A 21,669-nucleotide genomic window follows, 5' to 3' on the forward strand; every position below is an offset into this window, starting at 1 on the left:
TCAGAATCAAATCCTCCGATCCACGTTTTATTCTTTTGAGTGCACTTCCCCACACCGTTGACGTAATCATCGTTGGCAGCGGAGCGGCAGGTCTGTCAATGGCGCTGCATTGCTCGAAATTCGCCGATGTGTTACTCGTCACCAAAAAGGATTCTGCTCAATCCGCGACCAACTGGGCACAGGGAGGAATCGCCGCCGTCACCGCGACCGACGATGATTTCAAGCTCCACGCATCAGACACAATTAATGCCGGCTCAGGGCTCTGTAAAATGGATGTAGTGGATATGGTCGTCAGGAGTGCTCCTGCACGCATTCAAGAGCTGATTGACCGTGGGGTTCGTTTTACCAAGCGGGACGGCGAGATTGAATTGGCACGCGAAGGGGGACACAGCCGGGCACGAATTCTCCATCATAAGGACCAAACGGGTCAGGAGATTGAAAGTGTTCTCCTTCAAAGAGTACGTGAACAGGGAAGTGTTCAGCTTCTCGAGCACCACGTAATGGTGGACCTGTTGGTTTCACCGCGACCCAAGTTGGCGGAAGCATTGAACGGCCAACGCTGTTTTGGCGTGTACGTTTTGGATTCGCGCAATGGGGCCATATCCCCGGTCAGAGGCAAAGCTGTGGTCATGGCCACCGGTGGTTCCGGAATGGTGTACAAGCACACGACAAATCCGTCCATAGCGACGGGAGACGGCGTTGCCGCAGCCTATCGGGCCGGAGCAGTTATCTCGGATATGGAGTTCTTCCAGTTTCACCCGACCACAATGTATGATCGGGACGATACTGTTCAGAACCATCTCATTACGGAAGCTCTTCGTGGGGCAGGCGCAATTCTTCGGACACTTGACGGTGAAGCGTTCATGCCGAAGTATGATAGTCGTGCCGACCTCGCTCCCCGCGATATAGTCGCCCGGGCGATAGACGCGGAATTGAAGCAGCGGGGAGATGCATATGTGTTGCTGGATTGCACTCATTTAGAGCCGGAACTGCTTCGATCGAAATTCCCGTATATTGACCGGAGCTGCAGGGAAAAGGGTTTTGATTTCACACAAGAGCCGATCTGGGTCGTCCCGGCGGCGCATTACCAGTGCGGCGGCATCGAAACGGATATACAAGGACGAAGCACTGTCCAGGGACTGTATGCAATTGGTGAAGTGGCCTGCACCGGGCTGCACGGCGCGAACAGGCTCGCTTCAAACTCGCTTTTGGAGGCCATAGTCTTTGCCGCCAATGCCGCAGAGGATTGCGAACGTTGGTTGCACGAGTGTCCCGAACTGCCGCCGGCAGACGCCTGGTCTTCTGAAGGTACGCACACTGAACATGAAGCGGTTTTGCTCATACACAACCTTGAAGAAATCAGACGGACCATGTGGAATTATGTGGGAATCGTCCGTTCGACGCGCCGCCTTAAGCGTGCCCAAGCCCGACTCGAGCTCTTGACAAAAGAAATTGCGGACTTCTACCAAAGGACTCGTGTAAGTCCGGATTTGGTAGAACTCCGCAATCTTGTTCTTGTCGCCGAGCTGATTGTGCGTTCAGCCCTTGCACGAAAGGAGAGTCGAGGGCTGCATTACAGCACGGACTACCCCGTTATGGATACTTCACAGGCTCCGTCGCATAGTCGACTGTCTCGACTTTCGGTTTTGCCGCAGCCTTCTTTTCGTTGAGCCAGTCTCCGAGAATCAAGGCTAAACCTACGAACGTCGGAACCATAGCCATGCCTCCCAAGTCCGTGTCGCCATCGGCTGACATTGCGTACCAGCAGAGCATAGCGACTCCGATGCCCAGAAAAACGAGTCCTCTGACGTAGGGGCGCTTTTTGCGCGAGATGCCGTCCTGATAGTCCATGGGGACCGGAAGTCCTTTTTCAAGTGCAATCATCCTCTCTTCATGGAGGAGCTTGACCCGCATACGGCGAGTCCGGTTATCCATGATGACAACGATGAGGATTAGGAGGAGGAGTCCACTTACGGTCACCAGACCAATCAGCGCTCCCATCACATCACTTAACATTATAAATCTCCTAGGCTTATGCCGATACCTGAATCCCATGTGGGCATCGGCGAATGTGCAGCAATCCCTTTCAGCGGGCTCCATTCGAAAGATATGAGCGAGACTGACAGAAGAAAGTTGCAACCTTGAACAACAAACCCCCCTCAATCATTATAAAAAGGGGAACAGGTGTCAGCTCCGCCTACAGATGAACGGGACTTAATACTCGTTGAGCGGATTCGGGCGGGGGATCAACGGGCTTTTGCAGAACTTATTGACCAGTACAAAGGTATGGTCTTGAATTTAGTCGCGCGCATGTCGGGAAAAGTCGAGAGCGCGGAGGACTTGGCTCAGGAGGTATTTGTACGAGTATGGCGGGGTTTGCATAATTTTCGGGGCGATTGTAAACTTTCGACGTGGATCTATCGGATTGCGTTGAATTTGGCCATCGCTGAAAGCAAGACCGCCCGGTCGCGGTCACAGTTTCTCGACATTGATGACCCAACGGTAGAGCGGGGCCCGCAGTTTGTAGAGGACGAAGACAATCCCTATGGGGAAGAAGTACGGCTGAAGGAGCAGATGATACGGCTGCTTCCTGAGATGCCGGATAAGCATCGCACCGCCGTGGTGCTGTTCTATTTGAAGCAACTGTCTTATAATGAGATATCGGATATTATGGACGTGCCGGTAGGAACGGTGAAGAGCTACTTGTTTCGGGGGAAAGCGTGGCTGCGCGAGCGGCTGTTTGGAGACAGTTTGGAGGACTTAGAATGAACGAAATCAGATACGAACAGATGATTGAACGGGTTTGCCGCCGGATTCACGGCGAAATGGACCCGAATGAAACTGCGCAGTTTGAACTTGAACTGAAGTCGAATGACAAGCTTGCCCGGTTGTACCGCCAGATGCAAAAGCTTGATACTGGCCTGAACCACTTGCCGGTTGAATGGCCGTCGGTAGATTTCACGGCTCAAGTTATTCGCAAGACGCGTCCGCGCGTAATTGTCATGCCGGCGAGAGAGAAGGCAAACTGGCTGGATTGGGTTATGGGGCTGGCGCCTGCCTTTGGCCTTCTGATCATTGCCTTGATTTGGGGTGAGGATCTTTGGGGTAAAGCAGTCGGCGACTTGTCGCAAGGAGCGGGATGGCTGGACACTGCATTGGGAACGCGAGTGTTTGCTGAGCAACCTTTTCTTCTGCTTGGTCTCCTGATTCCCGTTGCAATTCTGGGAGTCGCTTATGCCATTCTTCACGAAAATTGGGGAGCGGAAGCCTAATAATTCGCAGAATTTGCGATTTGAGGCGGCACTAGGCCGCCTCTTTTTTTCTGCGCCAAGATTTGACTTACTCTATACAAACCAGTATATTATTGTTTGCAAAGGAACTATCAAAGATGCTTGGCGCAAAAGTGATCAAGTTCCGGACATTCAAACAGGAGTAGTAGGATGAAAAAGACATTAGGTTTGCTGCTTTTCCTCGGTCTGGCAGTCGTTTCTGCGCAGGCTGATGATCACGCATTGGTCAAGCCTGCCGCTGATGATGTTGAGCTGGGTACGCTGCATACTATGAACAATGTTTTTGCGGTCAAGGAAGAGCACAAGTCAGCCCTTTGCACCTGCGGCAAGGAGTTCGAGGTGACTTCCGAATCCGCAAGTGTCGATATCCACGGACTAACTTTGTACTCGTGCAGTCAGCAATGCGCGGAGAAAATGAAGGGCTCAAGTGCGGAGGAGATGATCAAGGCCATCATGGACTGGGAAAGGTCTTTTGCCGCGAAGGAGATGGCCTCCAACTGCATCATGCAGGACGGCAAGAAAATGGCGACCTGCGCTTGCGGCGGTACCTTTGAAGTCGGGGCGAAAACCCCTTGCGTGGTCGAAAACGGCATGAAATTGAGCACCTGCTGCGAAGGTTGTGCAGAGCACGTCATGAAGTCCAGCCCTGAAGAACGGGCGGCCATGATGAAGAAGGCCATGTACACGGCTGACAAGAAATAGATTACGGAATCCGGGCCAGGGGGCTGCCGTTGGGCAGCCCTTTTTGTTTGGAAACTATTGAGTTTTGGTGCGGGATTCGGTAGATTGGAAAAATGAGGCTTGCGTCAGCAATAGTCGTGTTATTCGTGATTTCAGTACCGGGGCTCGCCTTTACAGGCGAGTTCCCGTTGTTGAGTCATGGATGGAATGACTACATGGAACGGTTCGAGACTTCAACAAAGTATAGATTGAACCACGGAGCGAGGCCAAATCTCGTCAATCGGCGGCCTGTTCGACACACGGATTACTTTGATTTCACGGAGAACGAAGTCAGTGAAATGCAAAGAATCACGGCCAAAGAGTGGAACCGATATTTTGGGGAGTATGCCAGTCGCCATCTAGTAATGAGCGGTTTACGAATAGGCGGACCCTCTGAGCACGGTATGAAGTACCGTAATGCCGGATGGCCGACGATTCTAAGGAAGTTTTATGCAGACGGCTACCATTTCTATACATACGGTTCGGACGACGACAACTTTGCCTTCTCCGTCCAACCCGTTTACGGGCTTCGAGTAATCGAGACCGACGACGAGCGCGGGAAAATAACTCAGTTCACGGGCGGGTTTCGTGTTGAGGCAGGATATGATTCGCGTCTCTACGGGATGGTGGACTTTCGGGACATCACGGAGGCAGGGAACGGGCCTTACAGCAGTCGTGCTGCACTCTATGAAGACAATGTTGCGAGTGCCGAGTTGAAAGGGGATGGGGGGACATCCTACGACATCTCTGAATCCATTCTACAATACTACGGAAGAAACCTTGCGATTTCAGCAGGTCGCGGCCGGCACAAATGGGGACCGGGTTATTTTGGCGGACTTCTCTTGAACAGTTATGCGCCGCCGTTCGACTATGCACGATTCGACGCGAATTTCAACCGAGTCAGTTATACATTTCTGCACGGATTTCTGGAGTCAATAATACCGGCAGACACACTCTACACCAATCCGGATGGCCGTCCTCGTACAATCAATGCTCAGAAGTATCTGTCGGCTCAACGGCTCGAAATTTCTCCCCGGGACAATGTGCTGCTTGCCTTTTCGCAGGCTGTTGTTTATGGTGACCGAGGGCTGCAGTTAGGTTATTTGACGCCGCTGAATTTCTTGTACAGTGTTCAGCATTCTAACGACGACAAAGACAATCTTTTGATCTCGCTGGACGGCAAGTGGCGGCCGATACAGGGATTGAAGATTTATGGCGAACTATTGCTTGATGACGTGCTGGTAAGCGACCTGTTTCGAGGTACAGGCAACAGCAAGAATGCCTTTACGGTGGGAGCTCATGGAATCATTCCGAAACCCGTCTGGGAGAAGTTTGACGCGCGAATTGAATACACCAAGATACGTCCATTTGTCTATTCGCACTTCTTTGAGGTGAATACCTTCTCGCATTGGACATCGCCTCTGGGATATACACGCGAACCAAACAGTGAGTTTATCAATTTCCGGTTGGGGGCTTCATTTTATCCGCTGTATCTATCTGTCGGATATGAAAGACAAAATCACGGGGCGAACACTGAAACTGAGAATGTCGGCGGCTCTATCTACGAGACGAACTTCGAAGGCAACAACGAAAGTTTTCCGTTCCTATCCGGTAGATTTGAGCAGACCTCCAAGATCAGATTTGGTGCGCGTTATGAGGTCTTGCCTAATCTCAATTTACGGCTTGAGATTGACGCAATCTCTGAAAGTCGTATGCAGGATCGGACAGAGTGGAAGGCGGGATTCGGGTGGAATCTTTAGAAAAGGAAGCTGCTGCCACACTAATCGTTGGTGTTTCAGGTGACCTGATTGAAGTCGCGAGGGCACTTGGCCGGAACGGAGAAAAGATCGGACTGGTCTCGAAGAACTCGGATTTGCTGTATCGTTACAAGGACAGACTCGAGGAATATGGAGTCGGCTGTTCGGCTTTCGTTGCGGATGTCACGGACTCGCAAAGTGTCTTGAATATGCTGACCAAATTCAGCGCGTGGTCGCCGCGACTTGACAGATTGATTTACAACGTCGGTGTGATGTCTAATGAACGAGCTGGTCAAGTTTCCGAAGGCGAGCTTGCCACGGCGATGAGCGCGAATTTCTACGGATTTGTGAACTGCTTTCAATTGGTGCAGACGATGTTTTCGAGGCTTGGCAGGGGTCATGCAGTGGTGATGTCGAGTGCCGCCGCACTGTCACCGGACGAACATCCGGTCGCGAATTCTACCAGCAAGGCTTCACTGCGGATCTTTATCAAGGCTCTGCGCAAGGAACTGGATAGCAAGGAGATTATCATATCTGAAGTTTTTCTCGGAAGTATGCGAACAAGTGCCGGCCAGAGAGAATTGACGTGCGAGGAGATCGTCCACGGACTAATGCACGTTCTTCGTGAGCAGCCGGATGAATATCTGATAGGTCAAAGCGAGATTCACACATAGGTGCCTGAATGAAATGGTCAATTGAATACTGCGTTCAGTGAAACTACGGCCCCAGGGCAGCCAGTTTGGCTGAATCTATGAAAAAACAAGGATTTGCGGATCCTGAACTTGTTCGCTCGGGTGGTGGTGCATTTGAGATTCGCAAGAATGGTATCCTCCTTTTCTCAAAACTGCAGGAGCACAGATTTCCCACAGACTCAGAAGTTATTGAATTATTGAAAGATAAATAGGTTTTCCTGTCACGAAATTAATTTGGATTTGTGTCAGGAATAATTGACAAAACACAAGTCCGACAGTATATTGTATCAGCAACCGTGTATTCGGCACGGGAGCTTGTTTATTTTGTATCGCCTCTGACGTCGTAGATCACCGAAGAACAGAAGGTTACACCACTTTTGCTGTAAAGGCAGCAGAAAACTGACAGGACATTCCCAATGAGAATGAACTTCACGAAGTGGATTCTGATCTGCATGACCCTTGCCAGCGCTGCAGGGGCCGGGGTGATTAACGTCCCCGCAGGTCCTGTATGGGGTAAGTGGAATACTGGTGATTCTGTAATTGTTCAGCCGGGCGCATACGTGCCTGAGGGACAACTCCTGATTGTTGAAGGTGGCGCGCATATCTTTTTTGCGGGGTCCGGCCGTTTCGATGCAGAAGGTGTGTTGCGAATGGAGGGCTCAGTCTTGAGCCCTATTTACGTCTATTCGGTAGAGAACTGGCGCGGTTTCAGATTGTCCGGATCGGTGTGGCACCTGTTCAACAGTGTTCACATCATGTCGGATGTCGGTTTGGCGCGTCAATGCGTTGAACTTGTTGACGGTGGTTTGGAGCTGAATGATTGTTCGTTTCGTGCATCTGAGAATTGCCTGAGAATTAGTTCCGGCCAGTTGCATGCCCGGCGCAACTCGTTCGTGACTTCCGGTTTGTACTCGCGAGTCGTTGAACTGAACAATTTGGTTGGTTTTGCCTCGACGGACTGTAACGAAGCTCCGGGTAATATATTCCGTGACAATTTCCTGAAAGCTGAAGTCGGACCGCTCGGCCCCGGTGATCCCATAGATCCGTTTAACTCGACTGCCGGTCTCTGGGTTGAGAATAGCACGAACATATGTTTGAGTGCCAATAACATCATTGTCAGGGCACCGTTGAATGTGATTGGCGCACGTTTTGGCAATACGCCGGACTTCGGTGATCAGTCTTGGGACCTCGACTTCACGATTGTTTATGCCGAAAGCTATTCTCAGATGGCACTAGGTGTACTGAACGAGGTGAACGGAAACCTTGACGTTTCCAAGATGACCATTACGGTGCGCGGCGCGGCAGGGTATACATCGAGCTGCTTCTTCGCTTCAAGGACGGCCTATATCCGCGTGAACTCCACGACTACCATTATGGGCAGCCCCGTGGACATATATTTTAACACGAGTGGCACAGGCCGAATCGATGCCGACTACGTAGTAAAGTGGATGGAGCCAGGTTTGTCATTGGATTATGCGCCGGAGAATCCACTTTTCAATTCCGCTGAAGTGATTTATGAGTCGTTTGATGAGTTAACAGTATTCTTGGGTGATTCGATTTGGGAAGACAACCCTGATTTCGCCATGGTTGGTAATTGGGGACATTGGAATTCCAATGAGGAATTGGCAGCGTTCTTCAGTTTGACTCCCACTTCGCCGTGCATAGATCGGGGCGATCCGGCATACGGTAATGACCCGGATGACACCAGACTTGATATCGGCAGGTTCTACTTCCATCAGGAACAGTCACCCGTACATGACCGACCCGGGATTGTTGGAAGTGCCGTAATGGAGGCTGCATATCCGAATCCGTTCAATCCGGCCACCGTACTGCCGATCGCGGTCAATGGTTCGGGTGTTCTTCACATTACGGTGTGGGATGTGCTTGGGCGGACTGTTTACGAGCTGTCCCGTCCAGTGTATTCTCCTGGCTTGCAAAATGTGCACTTCGATGCCTCTGGACTGTCTACAGGGCTGTATGTGGCTCAGGCAGAGTTTGGCGGTCGAGTCATCGGGTCCCAGCGCCTCTTATTCGTTAAGTAGAGAAATTTTATGGTTTTGTGCGGGTCGCTTGGAGAACAGGCGACCCTTTTTTTATTTAGTTTCTAAATAATGCACGAAGTGTGCACGGCGGCTTGACTTGCGCGCAAATTGTCAATACCTTTCATGTATGAATGATCTGACAAAGGCCATATTCCTTACCTTGATCGCAGTTGGGTGCTCTTGGACACCGGAGCGGCTTAACCCGTACGATCCGAGCTCCCCCGTTTACGTGGACCCGCCAGTGCCAAACAGGTCCCCTTCTGTGGACACGCTGATTGTAAACACTAACTGCGTCAATTTTCCAACGGAAGACCAATGTGGAGTCGTGGTGTTGGCAAGGCTTTCTGATCCGGACGAGAACCTGAATTTTGACAACGTTGTGGTGACGATCAACGGAAGAATGTTCGGACAAATGGTGTATGATGCACCGCAGGCAATGTGGGTTCTCACCAAACAGGAGACAGAACTCGACTCTGCTGCAGAACGTTATGTTGGCAGCGTAATCACCGTGACGGTTGAGGATGACTCCGGCGCAACTGCTCAGCGTTCCGTGCTCTATCCGAACCTGTTTCGGGAGTATCCGACACCTCGATGGCCGTTGAACCCGGCGAATTGCATCTGTCCGGAGTACCGGTTTTTCAGCTGGGACAGATGGAACGGCGAAGGTCAGGCGACCGAGATGGAGATCCGATTCTATTATTCCAATTTCGATCTTGTTCCATCACTGACTGTGCATGATATTTCGCCGCAGGATACGACGGTATGGGTTGAGTGGGAGGATCGAGAGTTCTTCCCGTCCGACAGCAACAACTTGATTTTCTACGGGTGGCGATTGTTTGTTGTTGATCAGAATGGAAATCGTGCCGGATCAACTTCAGGTACGTTTAATTATCGTGAGATCTGCACTGACCTGTGCGGTCAGTGAAGCACTTTTCGCAAAACAAACAACACATGGAAAGCTCTGCCAGAATTCCGGGTCCCGCCGGCATGACCACGCAGCCCGCGCTGCCGCGCGAGCAATTGCAGGCACTGTTTGACATATCCCAGGTTCTCAACGCCATCTGGGACATAGATTCGCTGCTGGAGCGGATTATGGATATAGCGATTCAGACGGTAAATGCGGAGCGGGGATTTCTTGTGTTGCGTGAAGACGGCAACGGAACCGGTCTTTCCGTGCGGACAGCACGCAACATTTCGCCTGAATCAGCGCTGTCCGTGTCCGAAATCAGCCGCTCCATCGTTATGGGGGCAATTGAATCGCAGCAAGGCGTGTTGACGATAGATGCGCAGACCGATCCGCGTTTCGCCGGTGCGGAATCGGTCATATTCAATCAGATTCGTGCAGTCATGGCGGTTCCGTTTCTTCTTCGCGGGAAGATAGTCGGAGCGATTTATCTTGACAGCCGCAAGCATCGTGAAGGATTCACGGATGAATTGCTGGCCTTTTTGAAGGCCTTTTCGAATCTGTGTGCTATCGCCATCGAGAATGCGCGCTTGATGGGCAGCTTGCGGGATGAGAACTATCAACTGCGAAGTGAAGTCCAGAGAACGTACCAGTTCAAGGAGATCATCGGAAACAGCGCACGCATGCAAGATGTTTTCGAACTTCTGAACAAGATAATTCATGCAGATATCAGTGTCCTGCTGGAAGGTGAGTCCGGCACCGGAAAGGAGTTGGTAGCACGGGCATTGCACTATAATGGACCGCGGCGTGATAAGGCTTTCATTGCCCAGTTTTGCGGAAACCTGTCTGAAACACTGTTAGAGAGCGAACTCTTTGGCCACAAGCGCGGGGCCTTTACCGGCGCGGTTTCGGACAAGAAGGGTCTTTTGGAAATTGCGGACGGCGGGACGTTTTTTCTCGACGAAGTGTCGGACATTCCGTTGTCCATTCAGGCCAAGCTTTTGCGTGTGCTGCAGGACGGTGAGTTCCGACGTGTAGGAGATACGGAAACCAGACGGGTTGATGTCAGGGTTATTTCTGCGACAAACAAACCGCTTGGGAAGGAAGTGGAACGAGGCAGTTTTCGCGAAGACCTGTTCTACCGGTTGAACGTTATAACAATAAACATGCCACCTCTGCGCGAGCGTGACGGCGACCTTCCTCTTCTTGTCAGGCACTTCTTGAGCAAATACGCTGCAAAGAGCGGCACACAGGAAAAGAGGATTTCACCCGAAGCGATGCGGCTCTTGTCGAGCTACCATTGGCCGGGTAATGTTCGCGAACTGGAGAATGCGATAGAGCGTGCCATTGTTCTTGCGGGCGATCGCGACATCACACCGGATGAGTTGATCATTCCCAGAGTGCTGAAAACACCCGGCGGGTCCCGGTCATTACGCGAACACGAGCGTGATTACGTCATGCGAACGCTGGACGAGATGGGAGGCAACAAGACGAAAACAGCGTCAGCGCTTGGGGTATCATTGCGATGGCTGCATTACAAGTTGGCAGAGTGGAAAGACGGAAGCAATTGACCGATACCGGGAAATGCACCTTTACGTAATGTATGAATGATGAGCGCGTAAGACTCGTTCGCGAAATTTCGCGGAGCGGCGTGGCCACGGTTTGGGAGGGTTGGGACAGCAGTCTCGACCGGAAAGTACTTGTCAAATCAATTCATCCGCAGTTCGCCCGTGACTCCGATCTGCGGATTCGTTTTGAGCGGGAAGCACGTGCGATTGCCCGTATTTCACACCCTAATGTAGTTCAGATTTACGATATTCAAGCGGGAGAGGACTCACTCTCTCTCATGCTTGAATTCGTTGACGGGATCACGCTCGGCAGTCTTCTCAAGAATCGTGGGATCCTGCCAATCGGTCTTGCCTTGCGCATCATAACGGAAATTCTGGCAGGTCTCGAACAGGCGCATGCACACGGCATTGTTCACCGAGACTTGAAGCCCGATAACATCCTGATTGCACAGAATGGCGTGGTGAAGATCACGGACTTCGGTCTCGCCAGCTTGCGTGACTTGCCGGCAGTGACTCAAGAGGGGATGGTCGTCGGCACACCTTCCTATATGTCGCCTGAGCAAGCGCTGGGAGGTGAAACGGGACCGCAGACAGACCTATTCACCTGCGGAGCCATGCTCTTTGAAATGTTGACAGGTCTGCGTCTGATTCAGGGAGAGAATCTCGGTGAGGCATTTCAGAATGTGATGAAGTACAGGCCGCCTGATCTGAATCTTTATGCAGACGTGATTCCGATCAATGTGCGAATGATTCTCGAAGAGCTGATTGAACGTGATCCATCCGAACGGCCGCACAGCGCTTCGGTAGTTAGAAACGCGTTGCTGGCAGACCCTGTTATTCGCACATTTGACCTCGGTCAGGTTGCAGAATACTTGGGCAGCGAAGGCCGTGTGGAGCCGGTAGGCGTCCGAACCCCATCGGGAGTGCTTTCGCGCAAACGAAGCCTAATCTGGTACGGAACTGCCGCCGTTCTATTGATTGCAACAGTTGTTGCCCTGATAACAACAAAACGTGACGCGCGTACATTCGTGACTGAAGAGGAAAGACCTGTGCCGGTGGACACTCTGCCGCATCAGCCCGCCGATACTGCACTCGATTCATCCATTGTGGATGAAGTTGTGCGCCCAATCGCTGACACCGTTCCGGTGCCGAAGACTCCTGAGAAGCGTGACTCACTTCCTGCAGCTCTGGGACAAGTAGAACCGGAGAAGCCAACGGGACCGGCTTTCGCAACAATAACAAGCACACCGTGGTCCCGTGTCTTCTACAACGACTCTCTGCTTGGAACGACTCCAATGCTTACACCTATTCAACTTCCTCAGGGAAAGGGAACACTGCTGTTTCTGAATGATCAGGTTAAGCTTCCGGTTTCGCGAACCATTGAGTTAGTGCCGGGTGACACGACTGAGATCGCAGTGAACTTGCAGGAATCTATCGCTCGCCTGAGAATTGCGTCGGTTAGGCCATGGGCAGACGTTTATGTAGACGGCGAATTGAAATTCCGAACCCCTTCAACGCAAATAGTATTTCTACCCTTGGGCAAACACGTTCTCGAACTAAGGCATCCGGAGTTTCCAACCTATACAAAGGAACTGATATTTGAGTCTGGGGATCCAGTTTATGAGGTGCGAGTTGATTTGACTCAAATGTAAGTATTAGCTCCTCCTCACTTATAGACGCACTCTTTATTATATTGATTTTATTATACTTAGATATTTACAAATTTGGGAACCTCGCGCTGGAATAGTGCGTATATTTCCATAATTGCTACAACTCCAATCGAAAAGCAACTCTCATTCTGATCCATGATTGAACTTCAAAACTTGACCAAATCCTACGGTGGTGCAAAAGCCGTAGACGGGGTCTCGCTGAATGTGCCAAAGGGCCAGATTCTCGGTTTCCTTGGGCCAAATGGTGCAGGCAAGACCACGACAATGCGAATGATCACAGGCTACATGCCTCCGACTTCGGGAACGATAACGGTAGACGGCCTGACCATGGAAAAGGACTCGCTGGCAATACGCGAGAAGATAGGCTATCTGCCGGAGATGGCTCCAGTCTATCAAGACATGAATGTTCTGGACTACTTGCACTACGTGTGCGCACTCCGCAAGATTGCCAAGGATAAGGAAAAGGGCCGCATAAAGGAAGTTGTGGATCGCTGTGGTCTGGTCGCGGTGCTTGGCAAGGACGTTGGTCAGCTCTCGAAGGGCTACCGCCAGCGCGTCGGACTTGCCCAGGCAATAATCCACGATCCGGAATATTTGATTCTCGACGAACCTACAGCCGGTCTGGACCCAAATCAGATTGTCGAGATCAGAGCACTCATTAAAGAACTTGGCCGCGAGAAGACAGTTATCTTGTCCACGCACATTCTGTCGGAAGTGCAGGCCACTTGCTCAAGAGTAATCATAATCAGCAGCGGAAAGCTTGTTGCTGATAATACTCCGGAAGGATTGCAAGCGGGATTACAGGGACGGACAGTGCTGATGTTGACTCTGAAGGGCTCCGCGGACGGCGCAATCGCAAAGTTGAAGAGTCTTCAGTCGGTGGACGAAGTTCGAAACGTCCAAACCTCAAAGCCTGGAGAATCAAAACTCCGTGTAGAGAGTGGTCCGGGATCCGACATGCGTGAAGAAGTATTCAAGCTTGCGGTTCGGGAAAACTGGACTTTACTAGAGATGATCCCCGAGACACAGAGTCTCGAAGAAGTCTTCCACAAACTTACGGCGGCCTAAACATGCACAACATTACTGTCATCGCGCGCCGGGAGTTCAAGTCCTACTTTGATTCACCTGTTGCCTACATCGTTCTCACGTTTTTCTTGATTATCACCGGCTATTTCTTCACAAGCAATCTGTTCCTGGCGAATCAAGCGGATCTGCGAACTCTGTGGGGAATCGTACCGCTGTTGTTTGTGTTCTTCATACCTGCGCTTTCCATGAAACTGCTGGCGGAGGAGAAGAAAACCGGCACAATCGAGCTGTTATATACGTACCCGATTAAAGATTCCGAAATAGTTGTCGGCAAGTATCTTGCTGCATTGGGACTAATCGGTGTATTGATTGCCTGCACGATCGTTTACGCATTTACAGTTGGCAGTCTGGGTGACATGGATACGGGACAGGCCGTCGCAGGCTATATCGGTCTGCTGCTCATGGCAGCCTCCTACCTTGCCATTGGTGTCTTTGCCTCGTCTGTGACAGACAATCAGATCGTCGCCTTCATTCTGGCCTTATTCATATCGTTCTTCTTTTTCATTGCCGACAAGATTCTGTTTTTCCTGCCGGGTGCTATCGCAGGGATTTTCGAGTATCTGGCAATCGAGTATCACTTTCAGAATGTCGCGCGCGGTGTCATAGACAGCCGAAATGTCCTGTATTTTGCATCAGTCATCTTCTTTGCTTTACTGATGGCAAGCCACGCACTTTCTCGCCGCCGGGGAGACTAAGAAATGAGCACGAAAACCTGGTCAGTTTCAAATATTTCAACACTACTTGTGATCGCCGCGATTATCATCGTGGTGAATCTAATCGGCCTGAAGCTGTTTGCCCGTGCGGACTTGACCGAGCAGTCAATTTACACGCTAAGTCAGGCGTCCCGCAACGTTGTCGGCGGATTAACAGATCGTCTGACAGTAAAAGCGTATTTCACAAAGGACTTGCCCGCACCTTATAATGCGAATTCGAGGTATGTTCGCGACATTCTCGAGGACTACCGAACATACGGCAATGGCAACTTCTACTATGAATTCGTGGACCCCGCCGACGAGGAGCAGCTTGAGCGCGAAGCGCAGAGCTATCGTGTTCAGCCCGCGCAAGTTAACGTCATGGAGAAGGATGCGCTTCAGCTGAAGAAAGTCTACATGGGTCTTGTGCTCATCTACGGTGACAAGCACGAGACTATTCCGTTGATACAGTCTGTGAATAACTTTGAGTACGAGATGACGTCCACGATCAAACGTCTCGTGTCCAAAGAGCTTCCGAAGATCGGTTTCCTGACCAATTACGGGACGCCCGATTTAGGACAGGATTTGCGGACTGTGGCTACGGCCTTGTCAAAGCATTATGAAGTCGTGCCGATAAACACGAAGTCAGGAGCGGAACTTGTCCCGGACGATGTGCACGTCCTCTGCGTTGTGCAGCCGGAGGAACAGATTGATGACTGGACGAAGTTTGTAATTGACCAGTTCATCATGCGGGGAGGCAAAGTTGCCTGGTTTGTGAACAAGGTATCCGGTGATGCTTCGACGTCGCAGGCCACTCAGCTTCAACTCGACATTGACGACTGGACAAGGCGATATGGCTTTACCGTTGCGAACAATCTTGTTCTAGATGCAAACGGAGCCATGATCAATATCCAGCGACAGCAGGGAATCTTCATGATGACCAATTTGGTTCGCTATCCGGCATTCCCCGAGGTTGTGAATTTCAATCAGGATCATCCTGTCACGAAGGGGCTCAGCGCCGGTACTCTGTTCTTCCCAAGTTCAATTGACACTGTTCGACCCGGGGAAGGCAACGTGTCGATTACTTCGCTGATTCAATCCTCCGAATACACGATGGTGCAGGTTGGGCAGTTTGACATTAGTCCGGAAGCGCGGAGAGAGCGATCGCAATTCACAGGCGGTCAGAAACTCTTCGCAGTGTCTTTAACTGGTACATTCCCGTCGTATTTCAAAGGCCGATCGGTACCTTTGCCGGCCGACAGCACGGCCGTAGCGCCGACGTTAAACATACTGACCGAAAGCAGTGACACCCGCATGATAGTTGTCGGTGATGGCAACCTGCTCCAAGGCCAATACATGCAGCAGGGCGGACCAAATCTTGTGTTCTTCTTAAATTCAATTGACTGGCTGTCACAGGATACCGACTTGCTTGCGATACGATCCCGAGATGCTGCCGTACGTCCACTTAACCCGAACATCACGGATGAGACGAAACAGCGCGTGAAACTTGCAAACTTGATAGGTCCGCCGGCACTTGTTCTGCTGTTGGGTGCGATGAGATGGCGTAATCGTCGGAAGCGCAAGGAGGTAACATTATGAACAAGACTGCAGTACTTGCCGCCGTACTTTTTGCCTTGATCGCGATTTACTGGGTCATGTCACAAAGCGAGCCGGTTGCGAAGACGGATATTCCGCTTGTTCAGGCCGACAGCGCCTCCATAACTTACATGAAGATCATTACTTCCACGGATACTACTGAACTTCGGAAGGAAGGAGATGGTTGGAAAGTGATGGGAGAGAAGGTCTTTCCGGCAAACACACAGAATGTCGGCCGCGCTCTGCAGCGTTTCTCGCAAATGTCTAAGAAAGCAATGGTAACTGATAAGCCCGACCGCTATCCGGAGTTTGAAGTTGATGCAGCAAAGGGTGTTTTGGTCAACTTCAGCGCGAATGGGAAGGAAAACTCCATCTTTCTTGGCAAGGCGGGACCGACGATGCAGACCAGCTATGCGCGAATTGAAGGTCAGAAGGAAGTCTGGGAAATCGGCGGCAATCATGCTTCGACATTTAAGCGGCAGCGGACGGACTGGCGCGACAAGACGATTACGGCCTTGCCGATGGACAGTATCCGAAAAGTTACCATTTCTTTGGACAATAGCCTGCTTGTTCTCGAAAGGCAGGATACAGTCTGGCACGCGACGGAGAACGGCGTTGAATTCCCGGCAGTCAAGCAGAATGTCGAACGAATTACCCGGATGCTGTCCCGCATGAATACAGTGGAATTCGCGGATACACTCACTGAGTCCACCTTCGCGAATCCCAAAGGCGTTGTGACAGCCGAGATGCTAGACGGTTCGGTAACGGAACTCAAGTTTATGCCCCGTGACGAGAAGCAGTACTTTGTCAGAAAGTCAGGTGCATTGTCAGATTTCGTGATTTACAATAGTACAGCAGATGTGCTGCTCAAGAAGAAGGAAGATTTGATTGAGAAAGCGAAGCCTGCAAGTTAAGAAAGGCAGGATTGTGCCGCGACAACCGCGAGGCCTCCGGTTCACGCCGGAGGCTTTGTCTTGTATGGGGAGAGGTTAGAGTGAACTCACTTCGACATCTACTGCCGTATCTACGGCCATATCGTGAGAAGATTATTTGGGGAAGCATTGCTGCCGTATTTTCAACGGCAATCTCCGCCCTTGCTCCTTGGATCATGAAACTGGCCGTTGATGACCTGAATGGTGATGTTTCCTCGGTCAAGCTTGCAAAGTATGCCGGCTTGATTGTTGGAGTCTTTCTGGTCGGAGGCATTTTCAGATACTACATGAGAATGCTTTTGATTGGGATGTCCCGTTATGTGGAACAGGACCTACGAGCGGCGGTGTTTGCCCATCTTCAGGCGCAACCTGTACAATATTATACAAGGAACCGTACTGGCGATTTGATGGCGCGAATGACCAATGACTTGGACAGCGTCCGCAACGTCCTTGGACCGGGATTCATGTATCCGATTGACACGGCGCTGACAGCGATATTCTCACTCGTGCTGATGATCTTGATTTCACCGAAACTGACGCTTCTCACCCTGGCCATAACGCCGTTGGTAAGTTATTCGGTGTATAAATTGGGCAAAGTGACGCACAAGCTAACCACGGATATTCAGGAGCAGTACTCCAAACTCTCCGATCAGGCGCAAGAAAACCTCTCGGGAGCACGAGTTGTTCGCGCGTTTTCGCAGGAAGATCAGGAACTCGCGAAATTTGATGTGCTCAATCGCGAGTATGTGAAGCGAAATCTTGCCATGACGAAGGTGCAGGCATTGTTCTTCCCGCTCATGGGTTTCTTCTTCGAAGTTGGTGCGGCGGTGATCCTGCTGATCGGAGGATGGGGAATAATCAGGAATGAAATGTCAGTCGGTGATTTTGTAGCCTTCGTCGGCTATCTTGGCATGCTTGCCTGGCCGATGATTGCGGTCGGTTGGGTTGCGAATATTCTTCAGCGCGGTGCGGCTTCGATGAAGAGAATCCAGGAACTTCTTGACACGAAGCCGGAGATTGTCAACCCGGCGGAACCTCAAGTTCCGGAAGAGCGGCGGGGTGAGATTCGCTTCGTGGATGTATCCTTCTCTTACGGCAGCAGAGAGCCCGTGCTGAAGAAAATATCCTTTGTAATTTCACCGGGCCAGACTGTCGCGTTCGTTGGTTCAACGGGCAGCGGCAAGTCAACTCTGATAAACTTGATACCAAGACTGCTCGACCCGACGTCAGGCATAGTACTGATAGACGGCATTCCAACTACTGAGTGGGACATTGATGAACTTCGAAATTCGGCCGCCATGGTTCCGCAGGACGCTTTCTTGTTCTCCGAGACGGTTTACAATAACCTGATCTTCGGCAAACCTGATGCCAGCCGCTCCGAAGCGTTGGAGGCCGCGAGGGTTTCGCGAATAGACAAGGATGTTGAGAATTTCGCGGGTGGGTATGAGACCTTGGTGGGTGAGCGCGGAGTGACACTTTCCGGTGGACAAAAGGGACGACTTGCATTGGCGAGGGCCCTCGTTCGCGACCCGATTATTTTGATTCTGGACGATGCGCTTGCCGCAGTAGACACTCACACCGAGGAGGAGATACTTTCAGGACTGAAACAATTCATGCGCGACCGGACTTCTATCCTGATCTCACACCGCGTGTCAACAGTGCGAGAGGCCGACTGCATTTTTGTTCTCGAGAATGGGGAGATTGTGGAACAGGGAACACATAACGAGCTTGTGAAGCTTGATGGATACTACGCGGACATGGAGCGTCGCCAACGTCTAGAGGAAGAACTGGAGCACACAGAATGAGTGCCGCATCAGCAAAGTCCGCCGAAGAACGGGATGTCATGGGAAAAGCGTATGACTCGGTTCTTGCGCGGCGATTATGGGGATATGTCGGGAATCAGAAACTGAAACTCTTTCTTGCCGTAGGCCTCTTACTGCTCGGTGCGGCCGCTGAACTCGCAGGTCCGTGGCTCTCAAAAATAGCCATAGACAAGTACATTGCGAACGGAGACATGCCGGGGTTGATAAAGATTGTCGTGTTGTTTGTCGGTGTCGCCGCCGTATCCGCGGCGCTCAGATGGAGTCAGGTATACTTGACCGGCGAGGCCGGCCAGATTATCATGTACCGGCTTCGCCGGGATGTGTTTGAGAAGCTGCAACGGTTGTCCGTACCCTACTTTGACAGAAATCCAGTCGGACGGCTCATGACTCGGGTTACTTCAGACGTTCAAGCGCTGTATGAACTGTTCGGCTCAGGCATGGTCGCAATCTTTGGTGATGTGTTCACTCTTGTCGGCATCATGATCGTCATGTTTGCCATCAATTGGAAATTGGCGCTGTTGACGTTGACGGTTGTGCCGATACTCATTGTTGTGACATTCGCATTCAGGAAGAAAGTGCGCGATCTCTACCGGCAGACCCGGTCGCAGATATCCGGACTGAACGGATACTTGCAGGAAAATATCACGGGCATGCGCGTCGTGCAGCTGTTCGGAAGGGAAGAGCACAACTATCAGAGATTCCAGGAGCAGAATGGGGCACTGAAGAATACCTATCTCGATACGATCTTCTTCTACGCGTTATTCTTCCCCGGTGTCGAGCTTATTTCAGCACTGGCGATTGCCGCAATCATTTGGGGCGGAGGAACGATGATGATTGCAGGAACCGTGACAGTCGGCACTCTCGTCGCATTTCTGCAGTATGTTGAGAGGTTTTATCGTCCGGTTCGCGACCTCGCGGAAAAATACAACATCTTGCAGGCGGCAATGGCAGCTGCTGAACGAGTGTTTCATGTGTTGGATGAGCCAATCCAAGTTTCTGATTCGCGCTCTCTGGATAAGCCGACAGCAGCATCAGATGCGCCGTTCATCGAGTTTCGCCACGTGTGGTTTGCCTACAAACCTGATGAATGGATATTACAGGACGTTAGTTTTGCCGTCAGACAGGGCGAGTCCATTGCTGTTGTCGGTGCGACGGGTGCGGGAAAGACTACAATCATCTCGCTCCTGCAACGGTTTTACGACGTGCAAAAGGGAGAAATACTAATCAAAGGGAGGGACATTCGAGAATATCCTCTTGCAGAACTCAGGTCGATGTTGGGTATTGTGCTGCAGGATGTGTTCATTTTCGCAGGAAATATAGCGGACAACATTCGTTATGGGAAGCCAGATGCCACAGAGGAAGATGTGAAAGCGGCCGCAAACCTTGTTTTTGCCAACAGGTTTATCGATAAACTGCCTGGCGGCCTTGCTGAACCCGTGGTTGAGCGCGGTGCCACGCTTTCCACAGGTCAGCGCCAATTGTTAGCTTTTGCGCGTGCTCTTCTAAGAAAACCCGAATTGCTCATTCTGGATGAGGCAACCGCATCTATAGACACGGAGACGGAACAGTTGATTCAGCAGGCCATTGAAAGGGTACTGGAGGGAAGAACCTCAATTATCATTGCCCACAGGTTATCGACCATCCAGAGTTGCAATAGAATTCTGGTCATGCATCACGGCAAGCTGCGGGAAGAAGGAACACACGAGGAGCTATTGAGGTTGGGCGGAATCTACTACAGGTTGTACAGGCTGCAGTTCGGGCAGTCGGAGTCCGCCAAAGATGAGCAGCTTGTCCCTTGACTTTTGGGGTATTTTGCGCTACCTTAACGAGAATATAGTCGGCAATAGCAAAATATTGTTTTTATTGGAATAATCGTCCATTGAGTGTTTCCCGCAACGACATAATTAACCTTGCGAAGCTTGCGAGGATGAGACTTACAGAGGATGAGATTGAGGCTCTGCAAAAGGACATGAACTCAATTCTTGTGTTTTTCGATCAGCTCAAGAAAGTGGATGTCTCAGACGTTGAGCCCATGGTCCATCCTGTCAAGGGCGACTTTCTGCTTGAGGACGATGTTCCGCATGAGTCCCTGCCTCGAGAGGTAGTGTTAAGGGATGCGCCGGACCGAACGGAAGAGTATTTCCGTCTCCCCAGAGTTTTAGGCGGATGAGCAAGGTTGCGGTCGTCATTCCGGCACGCTACGGGGCGACGAGGTTTCCTGGAAAGCCGTTAGCGCTCTTGTGGGGTCGGCCCATGGTGCAGCACGTGTGGGAGAAGTGTCAAGCGGCATCAGGAATTGACCGCGTGGTTGTGGCAACGGATGACTCAAGAATTCTTACGGCATGTGCAGGCTTCGGTGCCGAGGCGGTCATGACGGATTCGGCGTTGCCCTCGGGAACCGATCGTGTGGCAGCCGCAGCGGAAGACATGGGCCAATACGATATCATCTTGAATGTGCAAGGTGATGAACCTGGAATGGAGCCTGAGGTAATTGCGGCAGTGGCAGGCCTGATGAGGATGCCAGACGTGTCGATCGGAACGGCGGTCGTTCCCACTGCAAGAGTCGAGGACCTTGCACGGCCTCACGTTGTGAAGGCCGTGGTCGCACAAGACGGTCGAGCGCTCTATTTCAGCCGCTCTGTCGTACCTTTCGAACGTAACAAGCTGCAAAACTCGCCTTACTTTCGCCATTTGGGAATTTATGGCTTTCGCCGGCAAGTACTCGCTGAATTGGTGAAATTGCCGCCGTCCCCGCTTGAGCAAGTCGAAAGCCTTGAACAGCTCCGCTGGCTTGAAGCGGGCTACGAAATCAGAACCGTATCTGTGAACAGCTCATCGGTTGGCGTTGACACTCCAGAAGACCTCCAGACTATATCTCTCCGAACCCACTAATTAAC

The 21,669-nt window shown here is 51.3% G+C and carries 20 protein-coding genes; 19 read left to right on the forward strand and 1 reads right to left on the reverse strand.

All coding sequences use genetic code 11. The annotated features are described in order from the left end of the window. The first annotated feature begins 35 nt into the window (after positions 1–35). Complete coding sequence (nadB, locus tag HUU59_04465) at positions 36–1,670, forward strand: L-aspartate oxidase (protein NUO18682.1); 1,635 nt, start codon at positions 36–38, stop codon at positions 1,668–1,670. Here the strand turns inward: nadB and HUU59_04470 are convergent. Continuing rightward, positions 1,594–2,016, reverse strand: a complete 423-nt coding sequence (locus HUU59_04470) for a hypothetical protein (GenBank protein NUO18683.1) — start codon at positions 2,014–2,016, stop codon at positions 1,594–1,596. The two genes, nadB and HUU59_04470, sit on opposite strands and share 77 nt — an antisense overlap. A 168-nt stretch (positions 2,017–2,184) precedes the next feature. Between HUU59_04470 and HUU59_04475 the strand changes: the two genes are divergently transcribed. From HUU59_04475 to kdsB, 18 genes are all read left to right on the forward strand, one after another. Beyond that, complete coding sequence (locus tag HUU59_04475) at positions 2,185–2,769, forward strand: sigma-70 family RNA polymerase sigma factor (protein ID NUO18684.1); 585 nt, start codon at positions 2,185–2,187, stop codon at positions 2,767–2,769. Next, positions 2,766–3,272 carry a hypothetical protein gene (locus HUU59_04480; GenBank protein ID NUO18685.1) on the forward strand — a complete coding sequence of 169 codons (507 nt, stop codon included), beginning with the start codon at positions 2,766–2,768 and terminating at the stop codon, positions 3,270–3,272. The genes HUU59_04475 and HUU59_04480 overlap by 4 nt, the downstream gene beginning before the upstream one ends. A 168-nt stretch (positions 3,273–3,440) precedes the next feature. Beyond that, positions 3,441–3,992: a hypothetical protein gene (locus HUU59_04485; protein NUO18686.1), complete on the forward strand. Its 552-nt coding sequence runs from the start codon at positions 3,441–3,443 to the stop codon at positions 3,990–3,992. A 92-nt stretch (positions 3,993–4,084) separates the two neighbouring features. Then, positions 4,085–5,770: a hypothetical protein gene (locus HUU59_04490; GenBank protein NUO18687.1), complete on the forward strand. Its 1,686-nt coding sequence runs from the start codon at positions 4,085–4,087 to the stop codon at positions 5,768–5,770. Continuing rightward, entirely contained in the window at positions 5,758–6,441 is a 684-nt protein-coding gene (locus tag HUU59_04495; GenBank protein ID NUO18688.1) for an SDR family oxidoreductase, read from the forward strand. Before HUU59_04490 ends, HUU59_04495 begins: the two co-directional genes overlap by 13 nt. A gap of 77 nt (positions 6,442–6,518) precedes the next feature. Further along, entirely contained in the window at positions 6,519–6,671 is a 153-nt protein-coding gene (locus HUU59_04500; protein ID NUO18689.1) for a SelT/SelW/SelH family protein, read from the forward strand. Positions 6,672–6,875: 204 nt separating this feature from the next. Next, positions 6,876–8,501: a T9SS type A sorting domain-containing protein gene (locus HUU59_04505; GenBank protein NUO18690.1), complete on the forward strand. Its 1,626-nt coding sequence runs from the start codon at positions 6,876–6,878 to the stop codon at positions 8,499–8,501. Between the two features lie 241 nt (positions 8,502–8,742). Further along, the gene (locus HUU59_04510) at positions 8,743–9,426 is read left to right on the forward strand and encodes a hypothetical protein (protein ID NUO18691.1); all 684 of its coding nucleotides are present in this window, start codon (positions 8,743–8,745) and stop codon (positions 9,424–9,426) included. Between the two features lie 62 nt (positions 9,427–9,488). Further along, entirely contained in the window at positions 9,489–10,976 is a 1,488-nt protein-coding gene (locus tag HUU59_04515) for a sigma 54-interacting transcriptional regulator (GenBank protein ID NUO18692.1), read from the forward strand. A gap of 32 nt (positions 10,977–11,008) precedes the next feature. After that, positions 11,009–12,625, forward strand: a complete 1,617-nt coding sequence (locus HUU59_04520; protein NUO18693.1) for a serine/threonine protein kinase — start codon at positions 11,009–11,011, stop codon at positions 12,623–12,625. Between the two features lie 153 nt (positions 12,626–12,778). Next, positions 12,779–13,711: an ATP-binding cassette domain-containing protein gene (locus HUU59_04525; GenBank protein ID NUO18694.1), complete on the forward strand. Its 933-nt coding sequence runs from the start codon at positions 12,779–12,781 to the stop codon at positions 13,709–13,711. A 2-nt stretch (positions 13,712–13,713) separates the two neighbouring features. Further along, entirely contained in the window at positions 13,714–14,424 is a 711-nt protein-coding gene (locus HUU59_04530) for an ABC transporter permease subunit (GenBank protein ID NUO18695.1), read from the forward strand. A 3-nt stretch (positions 14,425–14,427) separates the two neighbouring features. Beyond that, on the forward strand, positions 14,428–16,020 hold the full coding sequence (locus HUU59_04535) for a Gldg family protein (GenBank protein ID NUO18696.1): 1,593 nt from the start codon (positions 14,428–14,430) through the stop codon (positions 16,018–16,020). Beyond that, on the forward strand, positions 16,017–16,931 hold the full coding sequence (locus tag HUU59_04540) for a DUF4340 domain-containing protein (GenBank protein ID NUO18697.1): 915 nt from the start codon (positions 16,017–16,019) through the stop codon (positions 16,929–16,931). Before HUU59_04535 ends, HUU59_04540 begins: the two co-directional genes overlap by 4 nt. Before the next feature lie 80 nt (positions 16,932–17,011). Then, entirely contained in the window at positions 17,012–18,754 is a 1,743-nt protein-coding gene (locus HUU59_04545; protein NUO18698.1) for an ABC transporter ATP-binding protein, read from the forward strand. Then, positions 18,751–20,571: an ABC transporter ATP-binding protein gene (locus HUU59_04550; GenBank protein NUO18699.1), complete on the forward strand. Its 1,821-nt coding sequence runs from the start codon at positions 18,751–18,753 to the stop codon at positions 20,569–20,571. Before HUU59_04545 ends, HUU59_04550 begins: the two co-directional genes overlap by 4 nt. 80 nt (positions 20,572–20,651) lie before the next feature. Then, entirely contained in the window at positions 20,652–20,942 is a 291-nt protein-coding gene (gene gatC, locus HUU59_04555) for an Asp-tRNA(Asn)/Glu-tRNA(Gln) amidotransferase subunit GatC (protein NUO18700.1), read from the forward strand. After that, positions 20,939–21,664, forward strand: a complete 726-nt coding sequence (gene kdsB / locus HUU59_04560; protein ID NUO18701.1) for a 3-deoxy-manno-octulosonate cytidylyltransferase — start codon at positions 20,939–20,941, stop codon at positions 21,662–21,664. Before gatC ends, kdsB begins: the two co-directional genes overlap by 4 nt. Positions 21,665–21,669: the final 5 nt, after the last annotated feature.

This window comes from bacterium, from assembly GCA_013360195.1.
Lineage (GTDB): Bacteria > Electryoneota > RPQS01 > RPQS01 > RPQS01 > JABWCQ01.

Coding starts and splice junctions, on each gene's coding strand:
- HUU59_04485 (NUO18686.1), top strand. CDS start 3,441: ATGAAAAAGACATTAGGTTTGCTGCTTTTCCTCGGTCTGGCAGTCGTT.
- HUU59_04500 (NUO18689.1), top strand. CDS start 6,519: ATGAAAAAACAAGGATTTGCGGATCCTGAACTTGTTCGCTCGGGTGGT.
- HUU59_04550 (NUO18699.1), top strand. CDS start 18,751: ATGAGTGCCGCATCAGCAAAGTCCGCCGAAGAACGGGATGTCATGGGA.
- HUU59_04520 (NUO18693.1), top strand. CDS start 11,009: ATGAATGATGAGCGCGTAAGACTCGTTCGCGAAATTTCGCGGAGCGGC.
- HUU59_04470 (NUO18683.1), bottom strand. CDS start 2,016: ATGTTAAGTGATGTGATGGGAGCGCTGATTGGTCTGGTGACCGTAAGT.
- kdsB (NUO18701.1), top strand. CDS start 20,939: ATGAGCAAGGTTGCGGTCGTCATTCCGGCACGCTACGGGGCGACGAGG.
- HUU59_04530 (NUO18695.1), top strand. CDS start 13,714: ATGCACAACATTACTGTCATCGCGCGCCGGGAGTTCAAGTCCTACTTT.
- HUU59_04490 (NUO18687.1), top strand. CDS start 4,085: ATGAGGCTTGCGTCAGCAATAGTCGTGTTATTCGTGATTTCAGTACCG.
- HUU59_04505 (NUO18690.1), top strand. CDS start 6,876: ATGAGAATGAACTTCACGAAGTGGATTCTGATCTGCATGACCCTTGCC.
- HUU59_04525 (NUO18694.1), top strand. CDS start 12,779: ATGATTGAACTTCAAAACTTGACCAAATCCTACGGTGGTGCAAAAGCC.
- HUU59_04480 (NUO18685.1), top strand. CDS start 2,766: ATGAACGAAATCAGATACGAACAGATGATTGAACGGGTTTGCCGCCGG.
- HUU59_04540 (NUO18697.1), top strand. CDS start 16,017: ATGAACAAGACTGCAGTACTTGCCGCCGTACTTTTTGCCTTGATCGCG.
- HUU59_04515 (NUO18692.1), top strand. CDS start 9,489: ATGACCACGCAGCCCGCGCTGCCGCGCGAGCAATTGCAGGCACTGTTT.
- HUU59_04535 (NUO18696.1), top strand. CDS start 14,428: ATGAGCACGAAAACCTGGTCAGTTTCAAATATTTCAACACTACTTGTG.